General features: G+C 67.6%; 18 protein-coding genes and 2 pseudogenes. 4 read left to right on the plus strand and 16 right to left on the minus strand.

Annotated elements, in window-relative coordinates:
• Nucleotides 1-3 precede the first annotated feature (3 nt).
• Genes ACIRG5_RS11015 through ACIRG5_RS11030 form a run of 4 tightly spaced genes read right to left on the minus strand, consistent with a single transcriptional unit; the run spans nucleotide 4 to nucleotide 4,406 of the window.
• Nucleotides 4-1,458 (minus strand): ADP-ribosylglycohydrolase family protein, encoded by a 1,455-nt coding sequence (locus ACIRG5_RS11015; RefSeq protein WP_402904885.1) that lies wholly within the window; start codon nucleotides 1,456-1,458, stop codon nucleotides 4-6.
• Nucleotides 1,459-1,472: 14 nt separating this feature from the next.
• On the minus strand, nucleotides 1,473-2,036 hold the full coding sequence (locus tag ACIRG5_RS11020; protein WP_402903389.1) for a hypothetical protein: 564 nt from the start codon (nucleotides 2,034-2,036) through the stop codon (nucleotides 1,473-1,475).
• Between the two features lie 43 nt (nucleotides 2,037-2,079).
• Nucleotides 2,080-3,144 (minus strand): aspartate-semialdehyde dehydrogenase, encoded by a 1,065-nt coding sequence (locus ACIRG5_RS11025; protein ID WP_402903392.1) that lies wholly within the window; start codon nucleotides 3,142-3,144, stop codon nucleotides 2,080-2,082.
• Entirely contained in the window at nucleotides 3,141-4,406 is a 1,266-nt protein-coding gene (locus tag ACIRG5_RS11030; protein WP_191302409.1) for an aspartate kinase, read from the minus strand. Before ACIRG5_RS11030 ends, ACIRG5_RS11025 begins: the two co-directional genes overlap by 4 nt.
• A 104-nt stretch (nucleotides 4,407-4,510) precedes the next feature.
• On the opposite strand from ACIRG5_RS11030, the gene ACIRG5_RS11035 reads away from it, so the two are divergent.
• The gene (locus ACIRG5_RS11035; RefSeq protein ID WP_402903395.1) at nucleotides 4,511-5,734 is read left to right on the plus strand and encodes a hypothetical protein; all 1,224 of its coding nucleotides are present in this window, start codon (nucleotides 4,511-4,513) and stop codon (nucleotides 5,732-5,734) included.
• A complete protein-coding gene (locus ACIRG5_RS11040; protein ID WP_402903398.1) occupies nucleotides 5,734-6,294 on the plus strand; it encodes a nitroreductase family protein in 561 nt (186 codons plus the stop codon). The genes ACIRG5_RS11035 and ACIRG5_RS11040 overlap by 1 nt, the downstream gene beginning before the upstream one ends.
• On the opposite strand, the gene ACIRG5_RS11045 is transcribed toward ACIRG5_RS11040, so the two are convergent.
• From ACIRG5_RS11045 to ACIRG5_RS11055, 3 genes are read right to left on the minus strand one after another with little or no spacing between them, the layout of a single operon-like run.
• Nucleotides 6,280-6,780: an NUDIX domain-containing protein gene (locus ACIRG5_RS11045; protein ID WP_402903401.1), complete on the minus strand. Its 501-nt coding sequence runs from the start codon at nucleotides 6,778-6,780 to the stop codon at nucleotides 6,280-6,282. The two genes, ACIRG5_RS11040 and ACIRG5_RS11045, sit on opposite strands and share 15 nt — an antisense overlap.
• Nucleotides 6,781-6,789: 9 nt before the next feature.
• The gene (locus ACIRG5_RS11050; RefSeq protein WP_319976093.1) at nucleotides 6,790-7,077 is read right to left on the minus strand and encodes a hypothetical protein; all 288 of its coding nucleotides are present in this window, start codon (nucleotides 7,075-7,077) and stop codon (nucleotides 6,790-6,792) included.
• Nucleotides 7,078-7,095: 18 nt separating this feature from the next.
• Complete coding sequence (locus ACIRG5_RS11055; protein WP_319976094.1) at nucleotides 7,096-7,392, minus strand: hypothetical protein; 297 nt, start codon at nucleotides 7,390-7,392, stop codon at nucleotides 7,096-7,098.
• A 290-nt stretch (nucleotides 7,393-7,682) separates the two neighbouring features.
• Here ACIRG5_RS11055 and leuA point away from each other — a divergent pair, with 290 nt between their 5' ends.
• Entirely contained in the window at nucleotides 7,683-9,506 is a 1,824-nt protein-coding gene (leuA, locus tag ACIRG5_RS11060; protein ID WP_402903406.1) for a 2-isopropylmalate synthase, read from the plus strand.
• Here the strand turns inward: leuA and ACIRG5_RS11065 are convergent.
• The 3 genes and pseudogenes from ACIRG5_RS11065 to ACIRG5_RS11075 form a co-directional block, all read right to left on the minus strand.
• The gene (locus tag ACIRG5_RS11065; RefSeq protein WP_402904887.1) at nucleotides 9,496-10,362 is read right to left on the minus strand and encodes a hypothetical protein; all 867 of its coding nucleotides are present in this window, start codon (nucleotides 10,360-10,362) and stop codon (nucleotides 9,496-9,498) included. The genes leuA and ACIRG5_RS11065 overlap by 11 nt on opposite strands.
• Before the next feature lie 6 nt (nucleotides 10,363-10,368).
• Nucleotides 10,369-11,573 (minus strand): annotated as a pseudogene (locus tag ACIRG5_RS11070) (MFS transporter); the annotation flags it as partial.
• A 29-nt stretch (nucleotides 11,574-11,602) separates the two neighbouring features.
• On the minus strand, nucleotides 11,603-13,171 hold the full coding sequence (locus ACIRG5_RS11075; RefSeq protein ID WP_402903409.1) for a discoidin domain-containing protein: 1,569 nt from the start codon (nucleotides 13,169-13,171) through the stop codon (nucleotides 11,603-11,605).
• A 432-nt stretch (nucleotides 13,172-13,603) separates the two neighbouring features.
• Here ACIRG5_RS11075 and ACIRG5_RS11080 point away from each other — a divergent pair.
• Nucleotides 13,604-14,023: pseudogene (locus tag ACIRG5_RS11080) on the plus strand (DedA family protein); the annotation flags it as partial.
• Between the two features lie 20 nt (nucleotides 14,024-14,043).
• Here the strand turns inward: ACIRG5_RS11080 and ACIRG5_RS11085 are convergent.
• The 6 genes from ACIRG5_RS11085 to ACIRG5_RS11110 form a co-directional block, all read right to left on the minus strand.
• Nucleotides 14,044-14,625, minus strand: coding sequence for a TetR/AcrR family transcriptional regulator (locus ACIRG5_RS11085; protein ID WP_402903412.1), 582 nt, complete (start codon nucleotides 14,623-14,625; stop codon nucleotides 14,044-14,046).
• 107 nt (nucleotides 14,626-14,732) lie between these two features.
• Entirely contained in the window at nucleotides 14,733-15,839 is a 1,107-nt protein-coding gene (locus ACIRG5_RS11090) for an ABC transporter ATP-binding protein (protein ID WP_402903415.1), read from the minus strand.
• Nucleotides 15,836-16,834, minus strand: coding sequence for an ABC transporter ATP-binding protein (locus ACIRG5_RS11095; protein WP_402903418.1), 999 nt, complete (start codon nucleotides 16,832-16,834; stop codon nucleotides 15,836-15,838). Before ACIRG5_RS11095 ends, ACIRG5_RS11090 begins: the two co-directional genes overlap by 4 nt.
• A 6-nt stretch (nucleotides 16,835-16,840) precedes the next feature.
• Entirely contained in the window at nucleotides 16,841-17,764 is a 924-nt protein-coding gene (locus tag ACIRG5_RS11100) for an ABC transporter permease (protein WP_402904889.1), read from the minus strand.
• A 5-nt stretch (nucleotides 17,765-17,769) separates the two neighbouring features.
• On the minus strand, nucleotides 17,770-18,774 hold the full coding sequence (locus ACIRG5_RS11105; RefSeq protein WP_402903420.1) for an ABC transporter permease: 1,005 nt from the start codon (nucleotides 18,772-18,774) through the stop codon (nucleotides 17,770-17,772).
• A 42-nt stretch (nucleotides 18,775-18,816) separates the two neighbouring features.
• Complete coding sequence (locus tag ACIRG5_RS11110) at nucleotides 18,817-20,496, minus strand: ABC transporter substrate-binding protein (protein ID WP_402903423.1); 1,680 nt, start codon at nucleotides 20,494-20,496, stop codon at nucleotides 18,817-18,819.
• Nucleotides 20,497-20,695: the final 199 nt, after the last annotated feature.

Raw genomic sequence — 20,695 nt, forward strand, 5'->3', positions numbered from 1 at the left:
ACCCTAGGACGGCGGATACCGGACGAACCACTCCTGTCCCACCGGCGCGGCGGGGCTGGTCTCCAGTTCCCAGTCCGCCACCATCCGGTCGACGACCTCGCGGAACTGCACGCGTTCGACCCAGTCCGGGCGGATCTTCTCGACGCCGTGCAACGCGCCGGCGAGGTTGCCGCACATGGACGCCGTCGAGTCGTTGTCTCCGCCGTGGTTCACCGAGAGCAGCAACGCGTCGTTCGGATCGTCGGTGACCAGCACCGAGTACAGCGCGATGGCGAGCGCCGTGTCGCCGACGCCGCCGCGGCCCAGTTCCTCGACCCGCGCCACGCTCGGTGAGCCGAGGGCCGCGAGTTCGAGGGCGTGCTCGATGGCCGCGACGACCTCCTCGTGGCCTTCGCGCCGGACGAGCGAGTCGACGGCGACGTCCAGGGCGTCCGCAACGTCCTTGCCGCGCAACAGTTGGTGCACCAGCACGGCGAACACGCCCGCGGACAGGTAGCCGCTCGGGTGGCCGTGCGTCAGTGCCGCGTTGGCCGCCGCCAGCGCGAACACGACCATCGGATCGTCGTCGGCGAGAGCCACCGGCGCGACCCGCATGACGCCGCCGCAGCCCTTGGAGTCGTTGACGGGCTTGGTGATCGTGGCCTGCTCGCCGGTGCGGGCGTACTCCTGCAACGCGCTCGTGCACGTGAGTCCCGGCGCCCGCATCCGGAAGAGCTCCTTGTGCGAGATCAGCCAGCCGTCTGGTTCGTCCACAGTGGAATGAACGCCGCAGGCCTTGTCCCACGGCGTTTTCTGCGTGTGCAGCCAACGCTGGTACGCGTTCTGGGTCAGGCCGGTGATGTCGCGTTCGCCGGTGATGCGCTGCCGCACGTGCGACCGGATGATCGCCTCGAACGTGAACAGCGTCATCTGCGTGTCGTCGGTGATGTCCGGCTTCTCGGGCAGGTCCGTGATGCCGTCCGGCCCGTGCCGTTCGTAGACGACCTCCATCGGCAGGTTCTCGGTGTTGGCACCGAGCGCGTCCCCGATCGCGCCCCCGATGAGGCACCCGCGCAACCGCGAACTGTCCTTGTGCGGCACCACGAAGAACCGGCGCCCGTCGGCGTCGACCCAGCGGCTGGCCTCCCGCGTGGCGTTCGGCCGTTCCCCGCAGCCGCAGATCCGCATGTGCTGCGCGGCGGCGTCGGCCAGTTCCACGAAGTCGAACTCGGCCTCGAACGGCAGACCTGGGTTGAAGTGCAGCTTCGGCTTGCTCGCCACGAGCCTGCTCAACACCGTGTGCAACGGCAGCCGGATCCACTGCTCGACGCCGGCCGGCAGCCGCGACTCGTCGGTGTAGACGTCGAGGACCTCGCGGTCGCTCATCAGGACTTCGCCGGGAATGAGCAACTCACCGTGCGCGGCGTTGTGCCCGAAGCCGTTCACGTCGTCTTCGTACTCGTGCAGGAGTTGCTCCATGGGAGCCAACGCCCTCACCACGACCTCCGGTACAGCTCTTCGGCGACGAGCCGGACGTCGTGCTCGGGCCCGCCCTCCAGCGCACCCGCGATGGCCCGCGCGACACCACGCCCCTCACCGCGAACGGCCTGCGCCAGCGCACCCGCGGCGGTGAAGACATCGGCGTCCGGCGGTTCGAGCTTCGATGGCGTGAAGAGGTGCTCTGCCAGCATGATCACGACCTCGGCGGCCGCGGAGTCCGGGCCGTGGGTGAGCTCGACCAGCTCACGGATCCGATCGGCGTCGAGCCGTCGCACGGCGGCGGGCAGCGCCCAAATCAACGCGCCGGACCCCTGCGACCTGATCTTGCCGCGATACCTGTTCTTGACCAGGTCACGGGCACTCTGCCAGGACACCAGGTCGGGCTGCACGCCAGGCTCCGACGCCCACTGCGCCAGCGCCGCGGCCGGGTCCTCCGCCGAACACGCCGCCAACTGGCCGACGAGTCCTGTTCGGACACCCGCGCCGAGAGCAAAACCTTGATAGGCGGCCACGACCTCTGCGAGCCGGGGCGGCCTGATCCACTCGATCTCCCCCATCGCCGTCAGACCCTACCGGGCCCGACGGCGACGGGAGCGACGGTCAAAGGCGCTTCGCGAGCTCTTCCGCGACCTCGTAGGTGTTCAGCGCGGCACCCTTGCGCAGGTTGTCACCGCACACGAAGAAGTCCAGCGTGTTCGGGAAGTCAAGCGCCTGACGCACGCGGCCCACGTACGTCGGGTCCTCGCCCACGGTGTCCGCGGGCGTCGGGAACTTCTGCGCGGCCGGGTCGTCGACCAGCACGATCGTCGGCTGCGACTCGAAGATCTTGTGCGCGGCCTCGACCGTGATCTCGCGGGCGAACGTCGCGTGGACGGACAGCGAGTGGGTCGTGACGACCGGGACGCGGACACAGGTCGCGGAGACCTTCAGGTCCGGGATGCCGAGGATCTTGCGAGCCTCGTTGCGGACCTTCAGCTCCTCGGACGACCAGCCGCCGTCCTTGAGCGAACCTGCCCACGGCACCACGTTCAGGACCAGCGGCGCGGGGAACGGCGAGTCCTCCGCGGACAGACCGGCGGCGGACAGCGCCTCGGCCACGTCACCCGCCGACACGCCCGCCTCCTTGCCCGCCAGCGCCGCGATCTCGGCGTACAGGCGGTCGATGCCGGACTGGCCGGCACCGGAAGCGGCCTGGTAGGAGGCCACGACGAGTTCCTTGAGCTCGAACTCGCGGTGCAGTGCGCCGAGCGACGCCATCATCGACAGCGTCGTGCAGTTCGGGTTCGCGATGATGCCGCGCGGACGATCGTTGATCTTGTCCGCGTTCACCTCAGGCACGACCAGCGGCACGTCGGCGTCCATCCGGAACGCGCCGGAGTTGTCGATCGCGACGGCACCGCGCTCGGCGGCGATCGGCGCCCACTCGGCCGAGACCTCGTCCGGCACGTCGAACATCGCGATGTCGACGCCGTCGAACGCCTCGGGCGAGAGCGCGATGACCGTGAGGTCCTGGCCACGCACGTTGATCTTCTTGCCCGCCGACCGCGCCGACGCGATCAACCGGATCTCGCCCCACGGCACGGAGGAGCGGGTGTTCATGATGTCGATCATCACGGTGCCCACGGCACCGGTCGCGCCCACCAGCGCGAGTACAGGCCCGGTCATCGTCCAGTCCCTGCGTAGACGACGGCCTCTTCGTCGGTGCCCAGGTCGAACGCGTCGTGCAGGGCACGGACGGCGTCGTCGAGCTGGGTGTCGCGGCAGATGACCGAGATGCGGATCTCCGAGGTGGAGATGATGTCGATGTTGACGCCGGCCGTGGCCAGCGCCTCGCAGAACGTCGCCGTGACGCCGGGGTGCGAGCGCATGCCCGCGCCGATCAGCGACACCTTGCCGACGTGCTCGTCGTAGAGGACCTGGTCGAACCCGATCTCGCCGCGGGCCTTCTCCAGTGCCGCGACCGCGCGCGGGCCGTCGTCCTTGGACAGCGTGAACGTGATGTCGGTGCGGCCGGACGCGGCCTGCGACACGTTCTGCACGACCATGTCGATGTCGAGCTCCGCCTGCGCCACGACGCGGAAGATCTTGGCCGCGATGCCGGGGTGGTCGGGAACTGCCGTCACGGTGATTTTGGCCTCGGACCGGTCGTGCGCGACGCCGGTGATCATCGCCTGTTCCACGGGAAGGTCCTCCACTGAACCGGACACGATGGTTCCGGTCTTGTTGCTGAACGAAGAGCGGACGTGCACGGGGACGTTGTAGCGCCGGGCGTACTCCACGCAGCGGAGCATCAGCACCTTGGCGCCGCAGGCGGCCATCTCGAGCATTTCCTCGTACGTGATCGTGTCGAGTTTCTTCGCGTTCGGCACGATGCGCGGGTCGGCGGTGTAGACGCCGTCCACGTCGGTGTAGATCTCGCACACGTCGGCTTTGGTCGCGGCCGCGAGCGCCACCGCGGTGGTGTCGCTGCCGCCACGGCCGAGCGTGGTGATCTCTTTCGAGTCCTGGGAGACGCCCTGGAAGCCGGCGACGATCACGATGGCCCCCTCGGCCATCGCGTCCTGGATCCGGCTCGGTGTCACGTCGATGATCCGCGCTTTGCCGTGCGCCGACGTCGTGATCACGCCGGCCTGCGAGCCCGTGTAGGAGCGCGCCTCGGCACCGAGCGAGTTGATCGCCATCGCGAGCAGTGACATCGAGATGCGCTCACCCGAGGTGAGAAGCATGTCGAGTTCACGCGCGGGCGGCACCGGCGAGACCTGGCGGGCGAGATCGAGCAGCTCATCAGTCGTGTCACCCATGGCGGACACGACGACAGCGACGTCGTTCCCCGCCTTCTTGGTCGCGACGATGCGCTCGGCCACGCGTTTGATCCGCTCGGCGCTTCCAACCGATGAACCGCCGTACTTCTGGACGACGAGCGCCACCGACCTGACCTCCTTCGCGCGACTAAAACCCCACGTCGAAGGCAGCCTACCCGGACCACCTGGTGAGACTCTGGAGCCGTGATGCGCGTGACTACTCTGTCCGGGTGTCGTCGAGTGCCGATGTCGTGGAGGCCCCAGCAGCCGTGCATGAGAGCAGTGCGCGCTCGCGGACGGTCGATGCGCTCAGACATCCGGCCGCGCTCTGGACGGCTCCCGCGCTCATCTACCTGATCGTTCGCCAGGTCGGTCTGTTCGTGCTGCAGCTCGTCGTCGAGTACCAGAACAAGCTCACCGGCAAGGCCGACACCTCGGTCGACAACCTCAAGTCGTGGGACGGCGACTGGTTCCTCGGCATCGCGGCTGGCGGCTACAACGGCGTCCCGTCACCCCCGTACGACGCGTTCGGCCGCCGTACCGCCGAGACCCCGCTCGCTTTCTTCCCCGGCTATCCGGCGTTGATCAGGTGGGTGGACGGCCTGCCGGGCGTGGACGTGATCGGCGCGGCCTTCGCGGTCAGCCTGATCAGCGGCCTCTTCTGCGCCTACGGCCTGTTCGTCCTCGGCCGGGTGGTCCGCGAGGGTTCGAACCGCACGGGCCTGATCCTCGTGACGCTCTTCGCCGCGTCCCCGATGGCCGTCGTCCTGTCGATGACCTACTCCGAGGCGACGTTCTGCGCGTTCGCCGTCTGGGCCCTGGTGGGCGTGGTCAAGAAGCGCTGGATCCTCGCCGGCGTCTGCTGCGCGGCGGCGGGCCTGGTCCGCCCGACGGCGGCGGCGCTGATCGTGGCGGTCGGGCTGGCCGCTCTGGTCGCGGTGGTCGCCGACCGGAAGGACTGGCGGGCATGGGTCGGCGGTTTCGTGGCCCCTCTCGGCATGCTCGGCTACCTGGGCTGGGTGGCCGTCCGCACCGGCGACCTCATGGGCTGGTTCGGCGTGCAGCAACGCGGCTGGGGCTCGAAGTTCGACGGTGGCGCGGCCACCTGGGACTTCGCCTGGGGCCACCTCGGCAACCCGCGCTCGATCCTCGAGACCGGCACGGTCTGGCTGCTGGCGCTGGCGATCGTCCTGGTCTTCTACGCCTTCCAGCGCCGCCTGGAGTGGCCGCTGATCGTCTACGGACTGGGCGTGCTGGCCATGGACCTCGGGTCGAACGGCCTGATGAACTCGAAGGCCCGCCTGCTACTCCCCGCGTTCACCCTGCTGCTCCCGCTGGCCCTGGTCCTGGCGCGCCGCCGTCCGTCCACGGTCTTCATCGTCCTGGGGGTGGCGACGCTGTTCAGCGCGTGGTTCGGCGCCTACTCCCTGGCCGTTTGGCAGTATGCGATCTGATGAACGAGCTGATCTCGAAGCGCTGGAGTCCTCGCGCCTTCTCCCCTGACGCAACGGTTTCCGACTCCGAACTTCGCACGGTGCTGGAGGCGGGCCGCTGGGCCCCGTCGCACGGCAACAGCCAGCCGGCCCGCTTCGTGGCAGGCCACCGGGGCACCCCGACGTTCGACGCGATCGTCGAGACCCTGACGCGCGGCAACAAGACCTGGGCGCCCCGCGCGTCGGTCCTGCTGATCGGCTGCGTGCTCACGACCGACGACCGCGGCGACATCCCGAACGTCGAGTTCGGCCTGGGCCTGGCCATGGAGAACATGGCATTGCAGGCCGTCGAGCTCGGCCTGATCTCGCACATGATGGGCGGCTTCGACAAAGACGCCGCGCACGCCGCGTTCGGCATGCCCGGCGACGTCCGCCCGCTGGTCGCCATGGCGCTCGGACGACCCGGTTCGCTCGCCGACCTCCCGGAGGACCTTCAGGCCCGCGAACAGCGCGAACGCAAGCGCCTGCCGCTGTCCGAAACGGTCTTCACCGGCACCTGGGGCCGATCAGAGTTCAGTTGAGAAGTACTTGGTCGCGACGTCGTTGTGCAGCGGGAACGCCAACGGCACGCACTCGAAGATGACCGCCCGTTCGGAAGCCTCGTCGTTGGGCACGAACGGCGGCATGTCCTCGGCGTTGATCGCGGGCGCGGTGGCGAACATCAGCACCGTCCCGCCGTCCGGCGTGGACACGAAGTGCAGCGGCCGCAGGTCGTCGGGCGGAATGCGCACGCCCGCTTCCTCTTCGAGTTCCCGCACAGCACTCTGCTGCCAGGACTCACCGCGATCCATGAACCCGCTGACGAACGCCAGCTCCCCGACCGGCGGAATCGCCCGCCGCACGGTGAGCAGCCCGGTCCGCGGCCCGTCCTTCACCGGGACGAGCAGCACCACAACGGGCGAGGGATTGGCCCACACCATGTGCCCACAACTGGCGCACCTGCGCGGGTACGCGGCCGTGTCGGCGTACTGGGAGCCACAGCTGTTGCAGAAGTCGTCGCGCGCCATGCTTCGAACCTAGTTCAGGCGCCTCACGAGTTTAATGACGATCGCTCGAACGGCCAGCCAGAACAGGGCGGCGAGCCCGAAGTTGACGATCACTCGCAACTTGGCGTCCGCGGGCGAGAAGAGGTCCCTGAACGCGAGCGCCAACGGCTCGGCCAGGGACTTGACCGTACTGGTGATGGGGTTGTCCGGGTTGGCCCCGCCGACGGTGAGCACGACGTGGAAGACGAGCACGACCGCCAGCGCGAGGCCGACCCAACTGACAACTCCGGCGGCGATACCGACCACACGCGTCCGCATACCGCCGGAATCTACTACTCAGTAGCGCGACACCGCACGTGCGAGCAATCCGGTCACGACCAGCCAGAACACGGCGGCGAGACCGTAGTTCAGGAAGACGTCGAGGTTGTAGTTGCCGGTGTTGAAGAGCCCTGGGAAGAACAGAGCGAGAGGCTCGGCGAGGGACTGGATGAACTTGAAGAACGCGTTCGCCTGGTTCGCGCCCAACACGATCATCAGGATGTACAGCACTTCGATGAAGGCGAAGAGCAAGCCGATGCCGCTGATCACGCGGGAAGCCGTGCCGCGGCCACTGGTGGTACGTAATCTGGACATACATGAACTTTTCCCAGGTACGGGCCTGCCAAAACTTGCAAACTGACCTACGTCGGCAAATTGCAACCCGATGGCCCCTCCTCGGCACGCGAACGGCCCAGCGAAGCCGGACATCCCACGATCCGGTCGTGAAGTTCCATCCCGCCCCCATCTATGGCTACTCTGTCCGACGTGTGGCGTTCCCTCCTGCTTCGCTGCCGTGACGGGGTCTGATCAGACCGGCCCCCCGTCGCGGGCCTCAGCGTTGCCGCCGGTCGTTCCCGTAAACGACCCGCAGGAGCACAAGAGTCATGACCTCAGACGAGGCCTTCACCACCACCGCGTTCGAGTCGGCTGACGCCTACACCGCGGGTACCAGCCGAATCCGCAAGCCTTCTCGCCCGGCCCCGGACACCCAGCAGTCCTGGAACCGCCAGCTGGGCTCCTCGATGCCGTTCCACCGCTACCGCCCGTTCAGCGAACTGGTCGAGGTCGTCGACGTACCGGACCGCACCTGGCCGACGAAGAAGATCGAGAAGGCCCCGCTGTGGTGCGCGGTGGACCTGCGGGACGGCAACCAGGCCCTGATCGACCCGATGTCGCCCGCACGCAAGCGGAAGATGTTCGACCTGCTGGTCCGCATGGGCTTCAAGGAGATCGAGGTCGGCTTCCCCGCCGCGTCCCAGACGGACTTCGACTTCGTGCGGGAGATCATCGAGGACGGCGCCGTCCCGGACGACGTCACGATCCAGGTGCTGACCCAGTGCCGCGAAGAGCTGATCGCGCGCACCTTCGAGTCGCTCAGGGGCGCGAACAAGGCGATCGTCCACTTCTACAACTCGACGTCGATCCTGCAGCGCCGGGTGGTCTTCCGCTCGGACCGCGACGGCATCAAGAAGATCGCCACCGACGCCGCGAAGTTCGCCAAGCAGCAGGAACAGGACTACCCGGAGACCGACTTCCGCTACGAGTACTCCCCCGAGTCCTACACGGGCACGGAGCTGTCCTACGCCCTGGAAGTCTGCAACGCCGTTCAGGCGATCATCCAGCCCACGCCGGAGAAGCCGCTGATCATCAACCTGCCGGCGACCGTCGAGATGGCCACGCCGAACGTCTACGCCGACTCGATCGAGTGGATGTCGCGGAACCTCGACAACCGCGAGGCGATCATCCTGAGCCTGCACCCGCACAACGACCGCGGCACGGGTGTCGCGGCCGCCGAGCTGGGTTACCTGGCCGGGGCGGACCGCATCGAGGGCTGCCTGTTCGGCAACGGTGAGCGCACCGGCAACGTCTGCCTGGTCACGCTGGCCATGAACATGTTCAGCCAGGGCATCGACCCGCAGATCGACTTCTCCGACATCGACGAGGTCCGGCGCACCGTCGAGTACTGCAACCAGCTGCCGGTGCCCGAGCGCCACCCGTACGGCGGCGACCTGGTCTTCACCGCGTTCTCCGGTTCCCACCAGGACGCGATCAAGAAGGGCTTCGAGGCCCTGGAGGCCGACGCCAAGGAGGCCGGTCAGCACGTCGACGACTTCCTGTGGGAGGTCCCGTACCTGCCGATCGACCCGAAGGACGTCGGCCGCAACTACGAGGCCGTCATCCGGGTCAACTCGCAGTCCGGCAAGGGCGGCGTGGCGTACCTGATGAAGCAGGAGCACCACCTGGACCTGCCGCGGCGCCTGCAGATCGAGTTCTCGAAGGTGATCCAGGAGGTCACCGACACGCAGGGCGGCGAGATCAACCCGAAGGAGATGTGGGACGCCTTCGCGGACGAGTACCTGCACGGCCGGGTGCCGCTGTACCTGCTGAAGCACAGGGCGTCGTCGGACGGCAGCGGCCGCGAGGAGATCACCGCGACGCTGCTGATCGACGGCGACGAGCAGGAGATCACCGGATCGGGCAACGGCCCGATCGCGGCCTTCGTCGACGCGCTCGCCTCGGTGGGCTACGACGTGCGGGTGCTGGACTACGCCGAGCACGCGCTGTCCGCCGGTGACGACGCCCGCGCGGCCGCCTACGTCGAATGCGCCGTGGGCGACCGCGTGCTGTGGGGCGTGGGCATCGACTCCTCCACGGTCGCGGCGTCGTTCCGCGCGATCGTGTCGGCGATCAACCGGGCTAACCGATAGCGAGCGACGGGGAGGATGCGTGCGGCACCAGTTGCCGCGGCGCGCCCTCCCCGTTCGCCTGCACGGCCCAGATGCCCTCACCCGGCAGGCCGTAGGCGATGGTGTCGTTGTCGAGCCACACGACCTGGTCGTCGATCCCACGGGTCTCGGCCAGCGGTGTCTCCACCATCGTGGTCAGGTCCAGCACGTGCTGGCGCCACGGTCGCGCGCCGTCGCCGGGCACGCGCTTCTTGAACGCCACGCGCTTGCCGTCCGGTGAGAGCGACGGGCATTCGGCGTTCTCCCGCAACGTCTTGGCCGACTCGTCCACCGCGTCGCCCTGGACCAGGTAGGTCTTCCCTGCGGTGCTCATCGTCGCGTAGTACGTGCGGTCGTCCTGGGCGAACGTGACGCCCCACCAGTTCATGTCGTTGGTCGTCTTCATGCCCGCGACGGACGTGCCCTCGATGTTGCTGGAGTAGGTCTCCGTCTGCTGGTCGAAGATCGCGGTGCGGGTGGAGAACGTGCCGGCCTGCGAGTACGAGTCGCCGGTGACGAACGTCGTCCACGACGCCATCCGCCCGTCCGCCGACAGCTTGGCGCGGTTCGGGACGCCGTCCACCTCCACGCGGCGACGTTCGGACAGCCCCCGGTCGACGAACACCGCGGTCGAGCCGGGCAACGGCCCTGACGCGTCCGCAAGACACAGACCCTGCCCGCCGGAAGTGAAGAAGCGCTTGCAGGACAACGAACTCACCCGCCGCGGGCCGGACGGATCGGCCAACGGCACCGACGCCACCTTGCCGCTCACCTCGTCCACGAACATCAGCCGGCCGGACGACAGTTCGACCGGACCGGCCTCCACCGCGACGGACACCGCGTCCGGAGCGCGCAGGGCATAGGCGGTGGCGCCCGCGCCCAGCGCGATCACAGCGGCGACGACGATCAGGATCCTCACCAAGCGAACCACGTCCAAAGAGCACCGAAGAGAACGGAAGAGGTGGCACGGGCGAGCACCTGTCCGGTCTGCAGCAGGGCCAGACCGGACGTGCGCAGCTCGTCGGGGATCATCGGCCCGGCGACGGCCATCAGCACGCCGTCGGTGCACGCGTAGAAGAGCCCGTGCAGCAGCAGAACGCCCACCAGCAAAGCGATTCCGGACGTTCCAGCCAGCAACACGTACGCGCCGAGCAACGCCAGGTGCCCGACCAGGAAGATCTTCCACCGGCCCACGCGATCGGCCAGGGACCCCAGCGGCACGGCGGCGAGCAGGTACACGCCGGCCGTGCCGAGGGGCAGCAACGCGATGTAGGCGACCTCGACGTTCAGCTTCTTCTGCAGCAACAGGTAGACGAACCCGTCGCCCAGCGTCAGGAACCCGAGCCCGCACGCGACCAGGCAGACCCGCCGGAACGGCCTGGACCGCAGCAATCCGAACGCCGACCGCAGCGACACCGCGACGCGTGGCAGCACGTCCCGGTGATCGCGCACGAACAGCACCAGCATCAGAAAACCCACTGCCGCAAAGCAGAAGCTCACCACGAACACCACGTCGTAGCGGGCCGGCAGCGTCCACAGGAGACAGAACGCCAGCAGTGGGCCGAGGAACGCGCCCACGGTGTCCATCGCGCGGTGGACACCGAAGGCGCGTCCCAACGCCGAAGGCTCGCTGCTCAACGTGATCAGCGCGTCCCTCGGCGCCGTGCGCAAGCCCTTGCCGGTCCGGTCCCCGGCCAGCACGAGCCCCATCGCGGTGGCCGAGGTCCCGGCTGCGAGCAGGCCGAGCTTGCCCAGCGCCGAGATCCCGTACCCGAGTCCGGCCACGAACTTGCGCCGTTGCCAGCGGTCCGCAGCGTGACCACCGACAACGCGAACCAGTGCCGTCACACCGGTGTAGATGCCGTCGAGCACACCGAACTGCAGTGGGGAGAACCCCAGCCCCAGCACCAGGTACAGCGGCAGGATGGCGGTGACCATCTCGGACGAGACGTCCGTGAGCAGGGACACCGCGCCCAGCGCGAGCACGTTGCCCGCGATCCTGCCGGTGCCACCAGTGGCCGGAGCTTGTCTTGCGGTTGCGATGTACACGACGGCCTCCGATCAACAGCCAGTTCCGACTAACGACAGTTGTAAGGACCGGCCTTGTCGCGCACCTTGCCCGCGGTGTCGATGACCTCCCACGAGTAGGAGCGACCGGACAGGGTGAACTTCACGACGCCGTGCGAGTCCGCGAACCACTTCTCCACGCCCGCACGAGGCTTGACGTTGGAGTAGAGGTAGTCGCCGCCGATGCCGATGATCGCGGAGCGCATGCCGTTGGCCTCGTCGACCGCACCGCTCTTGTTCAGCGGCTTGAGCCGCTCGTAGTGGTGGTCGTGACCGCTGAGGACCAGATCGGCCTTGGCGTCGGCGAAGGTGTTCCACACCGTCGCCATCTTGGACTTGTCGCCGTACTCACCCGAGTTGAAGCGCGGGTGGTGCCAGTAGCCGACGACGCACGCCTTGGTGTTCGCGGCGAGGTCGGCCTTCAGCCAGCTGATCTGCGTCGAGTCGGCACCCGTGTCGTACATCTTCTGGGAGTCGACCGAGACGAAGTGGAAGTCGCCGGCATCCCAGCTGTAGTACGGCTTTCCGGACGGGAAGGCCTGGACGCCGAAGTAGGACTTGTACCCGTTGAGGTTGTCCTCCCACTCGTGGTTGCCGGTCGCGGGGTGGGTGATGCTCTTGAACTTGCCCCACGACTTGTCGTAGTGGGCCTTGAACTCCGTGAGCGTGCCGCTGTCGTACTGGTTGTCGCCGACCGTGAGGACGTGGTTCGGCTTGATCTGGTCGATCAGCTTCGCCGTCTCGTAGTGCTCGGTGTTGGTCAGCGACGCGATGTCACCCGCGGCGACGACGGTGATGGTGTCGCCGGGTGCGGGCGGCAGGGTCGTCGCCTGCACCGAGTTGCTCGCGGGACCGAGGTTGCCGGCCGCGTCACGCGCCTTGACGGTGTAGGTGAACGCCGTACCGGACGCGAGGCCCGTGTCGGTGAACGTGGTGCCGGTCGGGGTGCCCACGACACTGCCGTTGCGCAGGACGTCGTAGCCCGTCACACCGATGTTGTCGCTCGCGGCCGTCCACTGCAGGCTGACCGAGCTCGACGTGGTGCCGGTCGAGGTGAGACCGGTGGGCGCGGTCGGTGGCGTGGGGTCGCCACCCGAGCCGCTGCCCCAGACCTCGAGGTCGAAGATCGAGTAGCCGTACGCCGTGCCGCGCTTGGTGCCGTAGATCCGCACGTAGCGCCCGGATGCGCTCAGGGTCGTCTCGTCGATGCCACCGTTCTGACCGGTGAGGGTCTTGCTGGTGGTCCAGGACGAGCCGTCGGCCGAGGTCTGGATCTTGTACTCGGAGGCGTACGCGGCCTCCCAGTTGATCTTGACCTTGGAGACGGTGGCGGCGCTACCGAGGTCGACGGCGATCCACTGCGGATCGACGCCTTCGAGACTCGCCCACCGGGTGGTCGAGTTCCCGTCGACGGCGTTGGCGCCGCCGAAGGTCTCGGCCTCGACGGACGAGACGGTGGTGGGTTTGTTGGCGGACAGCAGGGAATCAGCCGCGTTGGCCGTGCCCGACGCGGCGATCTGGGGGATCACCAACGCGAACAGGGCTATGGCGACACCAGCTCTGGTGTGCTTTTTGATCACTTCGTTCCTCCTGGGCGAAGGGCGGCGGCTCGAAGGATTGGTAAACAAGCTTTCCAATTGAGTTCGGACGTTAACTACAGCCGAACCAGCAGGTCAACGGCAGAACCGCCGGATGAACGCATGACAGATCGGAGGTCTACCGGCGGAACCGAGCGGTCATCAGAAGTCACGACGTGACCGGTCGGCGCATATGGCCTGGATCACACCAGGCCCGCTGGCACGAGGGCACGGCAGTGGGATGTCACGAACGTCCGACGAATGCCCCGCAGCGGACCGGGACCCGGACCGGGAAATCTCGGGCCGTCACGCCCAGTCATGCCCTTTCGGACAGCGGGCAGGGCCGTTCGGCGGAGCTGTGTGTGGTTCCTGTGGGCACGCTGAAGAAACACCCAGGTCGGGATTGTTCACCTGGGTCACGTACGTTCACCGATCATGAGCACCGCAGCCAGCCTCGTAGTGCTGTTCCTGGTCGCCGTCGTGCCTCTGGCACCGACGGAGGCCGTGCTCATCGGCGCCGGTGTCCTGGCCGCGTCCGGTGAGGTGCCGCTGTACCTGGTGGTGCTCGTCGCCGCGGCCGGTTGCCTGGTCAGTGACTTGATCAACTTTACCGCAGGGCGCCGGATGGGGATGCGGGCGCTCGACAAGGTCAACAAGAACTCCAGGGCGCGGGCCATGGTCGTGTGGACGGCCGACCAGCTCGCGACCAAGGGCGAGACGATCCTCATCGCGGCGCGGTTCCTGCCCGCCGGCGGCATCGTCGGGGCGCTGCTGACGGGGGCGCTGAGGTGGCCGTTGCGCCGGTTCGTGCCGATCGCGGCGCTCGGGTCGGCGCTGTGGAGCCTCTACCCCGCCACCGTGGGGTACATCGGCGGTCAGCTCGTCGAGGAGGCGTGGCTCGCGATGCTGTTGTCGTTCGCCGTGGCCACGCTCATCTCCATCCCGGTCGGCATGGCGATCCGTGCGCGCAACGCCAGCCGCACTCTCTCGTACGCCGAAGCGTCGTCGTAGAGCACCGCGAACCGGTCCGCTGCCGCCATCAGGGCGTCGACCTCGAACGCCATCTGGGCATCGCCGCACAGCCGTTCCAGCAGTGAGATCCAGCGCAGGTTGAAGAGCATCAGCGCGTCGCGGACGCGGCCGGGGCGGGCGGCGAACTCCGAGCGGGTCACCACGAAGAAGCAGCCGCCGGGGAACACGCGGCGCTTCGAGTAGTCGAGCCAGCGATCGGCCAGGTCCAGCAGCGCACCGCCCGGCATCACGACCTCGTGCGCGAAGATCTCCGCCGCCGTGTGCACGGTGCAGATCTGCAGTTCTTCCTTCGAGCCGAAGTGCGAGAAGACCCCGCTCTTGCTCATGCCGAGCTCGACCGCGAGCCGCCCGATCGTGACGCCCTCAAGGCCGTCGACCGACGCGATCTCCGCCGCGCGAAGAAGGATCGAGCCACGACTGTCCATCCCAAGACTGGACCACCCGCCCCTCAAGTCCCAGTCGCCGTTCACAGGAAACGCGGGGGCCCCGCGTTTCCCTGAAGGAAACGCGGGGCCCCCGCGTGCCGTCCGAGCTAGGGGTTCAGCGCTTCGGTCACCGAAGCCGGTCCCACGAGCGGGACGTCGGGCGACAGGCCGTCGTCCTCCTCCACCAGGATCGGCTTCACCTCGTGCGGCTGGATCTCGCCGGACAGGATCTGCTCGGCGAAGTGGCACGCCACCTTGTGACCCGGCCTGAGCTCACGCAGCACGGGACGTTCGGTGTCGCACTTCGTCGCCTGCCGCCACGGGCACCGGGTGTGGAACCGGCAGCCGCTGGGCGGGTTCGCCGGCGACGGGAGGTCGCCCGCGAGCAGGATCCGCTCACGCCGGTCCTCGACCACGGGGTCGGGCACCGGGATCGCCGACAGCAGCGCCCGCGTGTACGGGTGCAGCGGCTCGGCGTAGAGGTCCTCCGAGGAGGCCTCCTCGACCAGGCCACCGAGGTACATCACGCCCACGCGGTCGGAGATGTGCTTCACGACGGCGAGGTCGTGCGCGATCACCAGGTAGGTCAGGCCGAACTGCTCCTGGAGTTCCTCCATGAGGTTCACGACCTGCGCCTGCACCGACACGTCCAGCGCGGACACCGGCTCGTCGGCGACGATCAGGTCCGGCTCCAGTGCCAGCGCCCGCGCGATGCCGATGCGCTGCCGCTGGCCGCCGGAGAACTCGTGCGGGTACTTGCGCAGTGCCGTGGTCGGCAGGCCGACGGCCGTGAGCAGCTCGCGGAGCCGCTTGTTGGTCGACTCCTTGCCCTTGTCCAGGCCGTGCGCCCGCAGGCCCTCGATGAGGATCGACTCCACCGACTGGCGCGGGTCCAAAGAGGACAGCGGGTCCTGGAACACCATCTGGATCCGGCGCCGCATCTTGCGCAGGTCCTCGCCCTTGAGCGCGGAGAAGTCCTGCCCGTCGAAGATCATCTTGCCTTCGGTCGGCTCGTTCAGCCGCAGCATCGCCCGCCCGAGGGTGGACTTGCCGCAACCGGACTCGCCGACGAGGCCGTACGTCTCGCCGCGCTTGATCTCCAGGTCGACGCCGTCGACCGCGTAGACGTAGCCGACGGTGCGGTCCATGAACACGCCCCGCTTGATCGGGAAGTGCACCTTCATGTCCTGGACGGAAACCAGGGTCTCGCTCATACCGGCACCTCCTCGGCGGCGGGAGTTCCCGGCACCACCGGGTTGTGGCAGCGGAGCAGGCGACCCAGCTGGTCCTCTTCCGGGGGCGTCTCCGTGCGGCACACGTCCAGCGCGTTCGGGCACCTCGGCGCGAACGCACAGGCGCTCGCCCACGGGATGTTGTCCGCGACGGAACCCCTGATCGGCGTCAGCTTCGAGTGACGAGCGGCGTCGAGTCGAGGGATCGAGGCCAGCAGGCCGTGCGTGTACGGGTGGCGCGGCTCGGCGAAGAGCTTGTGCCGCATGGCCTTCTCGACCACCTTGCCGCCGTACAGCACGTTCACCTCGTCGCACAGCCCGGCGACGACACCCAGGTCGTGGGTGATCATGACCAAAGCGGTGCCGAGGTCCTGCACCAGTTCCTTCATCAGCGACAGGATCTGGGCCTGGATGGTCACGTCCAGCGCCGTCGTCGGCTCGTCCGCGATCAGCAGCTTCGGCCGGCACGCGAGCGCGATCGCGATGAGTGCGCGCTGCCGCATACCGCCGGAGAGCTGGTGCGGGTATTCCTTGAGCCGCCGGTTCGGGTCCGGGATGCCGACCTTGTCGAGCAGGTTCTTCGCCTCGATCATGGCTTCCTTGCGAGGCATGCCGCGGTGCCGTTCGAGCACCTCGGTGACCTGCAGGCCGATCGGGACGACGGGGTTGAGCGAGGACAGCGGGTCCTGGAAGACCATGCCGAGCTCGCTGCCGCGCTTGTCGCGCATCTGCCGGTCGGACAGCTTCAGCAGGTCCGTGCCGTCGTAGGTCACGGTGCCGGTGACCTGGGCGCCGCGCTTGGGCAGCAGACCCATGATCGCCAACGATGTCACGGACTTGCCGCAGCCCGACTCGCCGACGAGCCCGACCGTCTGGCCGGGCTCGACGTCGAAGCTGACGCCGTCGACCGCGCGGAACGGCTCTTCGCCCTTGCGCTGGAACACGACGGAGAGGTCACGTACTTCGAGCAGTGCCACGACGACTCACCGCCTGTTCTTCGGGTCGAGTGCTTCACGCAGGGTCTCGCCCATGAGCGTGAACCCGAGCGCGACGATGATGATGCAGACTGCGGGCCACGCGGCGAGGTGCGGATGCGTGTCGAAGACGTTCTGCACGTCGCCGAGCATCTGACCCCACTCCGGGATCCGGTCGTCCGGGTTGCCGAGACCGAGGAACGACAACGCGGCTGCCTCGATGATCGCGGTGGCCAGCACGAGCGTCGACTGCACGATCACCGGGCTGAGCGAGTTCGGCAACATGTGCCGGAACACGATCGCGCCCTTCTTCACACCCAGTGCCGTCGCTGCCAGCACGTGGTCGCTGTGCCGTTGTGCGAGCATCGATCCTCTGAGCAGGCGCGCGAACACCGGGATCTGCACGATCGAGACCGCCAGGATCACGGTGAACTGACTCGGCCGTGCGAACATCGCCGCGATCGAGAACGCCAGCAGCAGCGACGGCAGCGACAGCATGACGTCGACCAGGCGCATGACGATCGAGTCGACCCAGCCTCCGAGCGCACCCGCCAGCGTGCCCAGGATCAGGCCGCCGGTCAGGCCGATCAGCGTCGCACCGACACCGACGATCAACGTCTGCTGCGAGCCGACCAGCAGGCGCGAGAAGAAGTCGCGGCCCTGCAGGTCACCACCGAGGGGGTGGCCCGGCTGCGCGGGCGGGATCTCGTTGCGTGCCTTGATGACCTGCTCGATCAACATCGGGTCGGCAGGGTTGTGCGGCGCGAGCCACGGCGACAGCAGCGACACCACGATGAAGATGCCGATGATCGTCGCGCCGATGAGGAACACCGGGCTGCGCTTGAGCCGCTTCCACGCACTGGCCGCGAGCGAGACGCCCGCGGTGTCGGCGAGGCTGTCGATCTTTTCCTTCTTGGAGACTCCGAGTACCACTGCGCTCACCTCGTCCTGATGCGCGGGTCGATGAGCGCGTACGAGAGGTCGACCAACAGGTTGACCACGACGTAGACGATCGTGGCCATGATGATCAGCAACAGCAGCACCGGGTAGTCACGCCGTTCGAACCCGATGGCGAGGGCTTGGCCGACGCCGGGGATCACGAACACCTTCTCGGTGAGAACCGCGCCGGAGAGCAGCGCACCGGTCTGCAGACCGATCGTCGTGACGACCGGCAGCATCGAGTTGCGCAGCACGTGCCGGCGGCGGATCACCGAGGCGGTGAGGCCCTTCGACTCGGCGGTGCGCACGAAGTCCTCGTCGAGCACGTCGAGCACAGCGGCCCTGGTGATCCGGAAGATCACGGCGAACGGGATCGTGGCGAGCGCGATGGCCGGCAGGATCAGGTGCTTCAGCGCGTCGAACGTCGCGTCCCACTCGCCGGTGAGGATGCCGTCCAGGGTGAAGAAACCCGTGACGCGGGTGGCGTTGACTTCACCCTGCCGCCCGAACGAGGGCAGGCCGAGGCCGGCCGAAGCCACGTCCTTGAGCACGTAGGCAAGGAAGAACACCGGCACGGCGACACCGATGAGCGAGCCGATGACGCTGAGGTTGTCGAACCAGCCGCCGCGACGCTTCGCGGCTAGGTATCCGAGCGGGACGCCGACGAGGATCGCGAGCACGATCGCGAAGAAACTGAGCTCGATCGTCGCCGGGAACCGCTGGACGAAGATGTCGAGCGCCGAGTCACCGGGCTGAACACCGGTGGAGACGCCGAAGTCACCGGTCGCGGCGCGACCCAGGAACTTGAAGTACTGCACGAAGATCGGCTGATCGAGGCCGAGCTGCTTGGTGAGGGCCGCGCGCGACTCCGGCGTAGCGCGCTCTCCCAGGAGGGCCGAAACCGGCCCTCCTGGGAGGAGGCGCATCCACGCGAAGAGCAGCAGCGAGAGCACCAGCACCACGCCGACCAGCTGAATCAGCCGTCGAATGGTGTAGCGGAGCACTTGAGCTACCCCGTTGTTCTCTTGTGGTGGGAGCTAGTCAGCTCAGCCCTTGGAGGCCGGGCCGAACTTCTCGTCGGTCAACGGGCTCGGGACGACACCCTTGATGTCCGACTTGAACACCAGAGCGGGCGGGGAGTGCGAGATCGGGATCGCGGGGAGGTACTCCTCCATGATCTTCTTGTTGATCTCTTCGTACAGCTTCGTGCGGTTGGCCTCGTTCGGCTCGGAGTTGGCCTTGGCCAGGTCCGCGGCGAGCGTGGCGCCCCACGGCGACACACCGGTGTTGAAGCGGTTGTCGGTGCGGCCGAAGAACGTGCCGACCCAGTTGTGCGCCGTGCCGTTGTCGCCGGTCCAGCCCAGGAGGAACAGGTCCGGGATGCTGCTGTCGACGTCGGTCAGGTAACCGCCGTTCCACGGCTTGGTGACGACCTCGATCTTGATGCCGGCGGCCTGCAGGTCACCGGAGATCGCGCCGAACAGGTCCTTCGGGGACGGCATGTACGGACGCGTGACCTCGGACGGCCAGTAGAACTTCAGCGTCAGGTCGGAGGCACCGGCCTCGGCCAGCAGCGACTTCGCCTTGGCGGCGTCGTACGCGACGGCCTTGAGGTCCTTGTTGTAGCCGTTGACGGTGTCCGGCATGAACTGCGTCGCGACCTTGGCGCCCTCGGGCAGCTGCGACTTGACCAGCTGCTCGCGGTTGATCGCGTACATCAGGGCCTGACGGACCTTCAGGTCGGCGAGCTTCGGGTTGTTCTTCTGGTTGATGCCCAGGTAGAACACGTTGAACGCGGGACGGATCGCGACGTTGAAGCCGTCGGTCTTCAGACCGGCCCAGTCCGCCGCGTTCGGCAGGTCGTAGCCGTCGATGTCGCCGGCCTTGAGCGCCTGCTTGCGGGCGGTCTCGTCCGGGATGATCTTGAAGACGATCTTGTCCAGCTTGGCCTTCGTGCCGTGGTAGGCGTCGTTCTTCACGAGCTCCACGGTGTTGTTGGCCTTGTCGTACTTGCCGAACTTGAACGGGCCCGTGCCGGTCGGGTGCTCGTTCGCGTAGGCCGGGAAGGTGAACGCGTCACCGGCGGCCTGGACGTTGTCCGCGTCGTACTTCTTCAGCGCGTCGGGGCTGGAGATGGAGAACGACGTGAAGCCGAGGACCGACGGGAACTGCGAGGTGACCTCGTTCAGCTCGACCACGGCGGTCTTGGCGTCCTTGGCCGTGCAGGCCTTGAACAGCGAGGGCTTGTCCGGCGTGCTCGCGAAGCCGCCGAAGTTGTCCAGCCAGTACTGGGAGACGGCGTCGGACGTGCCGGCGCCCTTCTGGTTGTACCAGCGGTTGAAGTTGAAGCACACGGCCTCGGCGTTGAAGTCCGTACCGTCGTGGAACTTCACGCCCTCCTTGAGGGTGAAGGTCCACGTCTTGCCGTCTGCGCTCGGCTCGTACTTCTCAGCCAGCGCGGGCTCGACCTCGGCGGTACCCGGCTTGAAGCCGACCAGACCCTCGAACATCTGGCGGGAGACCCGGAAGGTCTCACCGTCGGTCGCGTAGAACGGGTCGAAGAGCTTCGGCGCACCGGCGGCGCCGAAAGTCAGCGTCCCGCCTTCCTTGCCGCCGCCGCCTGAGTCGCGCTGGGATTGCGCGCAACCGGACAGGGCCAGCGCGCTGACGCTGAGAAAGCCGATCACGGCAACCCAACGGCGGCGAGCCGTTACTGAGTGGACCATCAAACACCCCTTGGACAATCCGCACATCTCACGGTGTGGTCGCCGACCATAACCGTTGTACATACCCCCTCCGGGGCATCTCAGGTCACGATCCGGCCACTAGACCAGGCATTCTGATACGTCCGGCGCACGGCCGCTGACCCAACGTGAGCACTGCAGATGCGTCAGGGACTCTCCTAGGCTGTAGAAACAACAACGA

The organism is Lentzea sp. NPDC102401 (assembly GCF_044765805.1).
Classification (GTDB): domain Bacteria; phylum Actinomycetota; class Actinomycetes; order Mycobacteriales; family Pseudonocardiaceae; genus Lentzea; species Lentzea sokolovensis.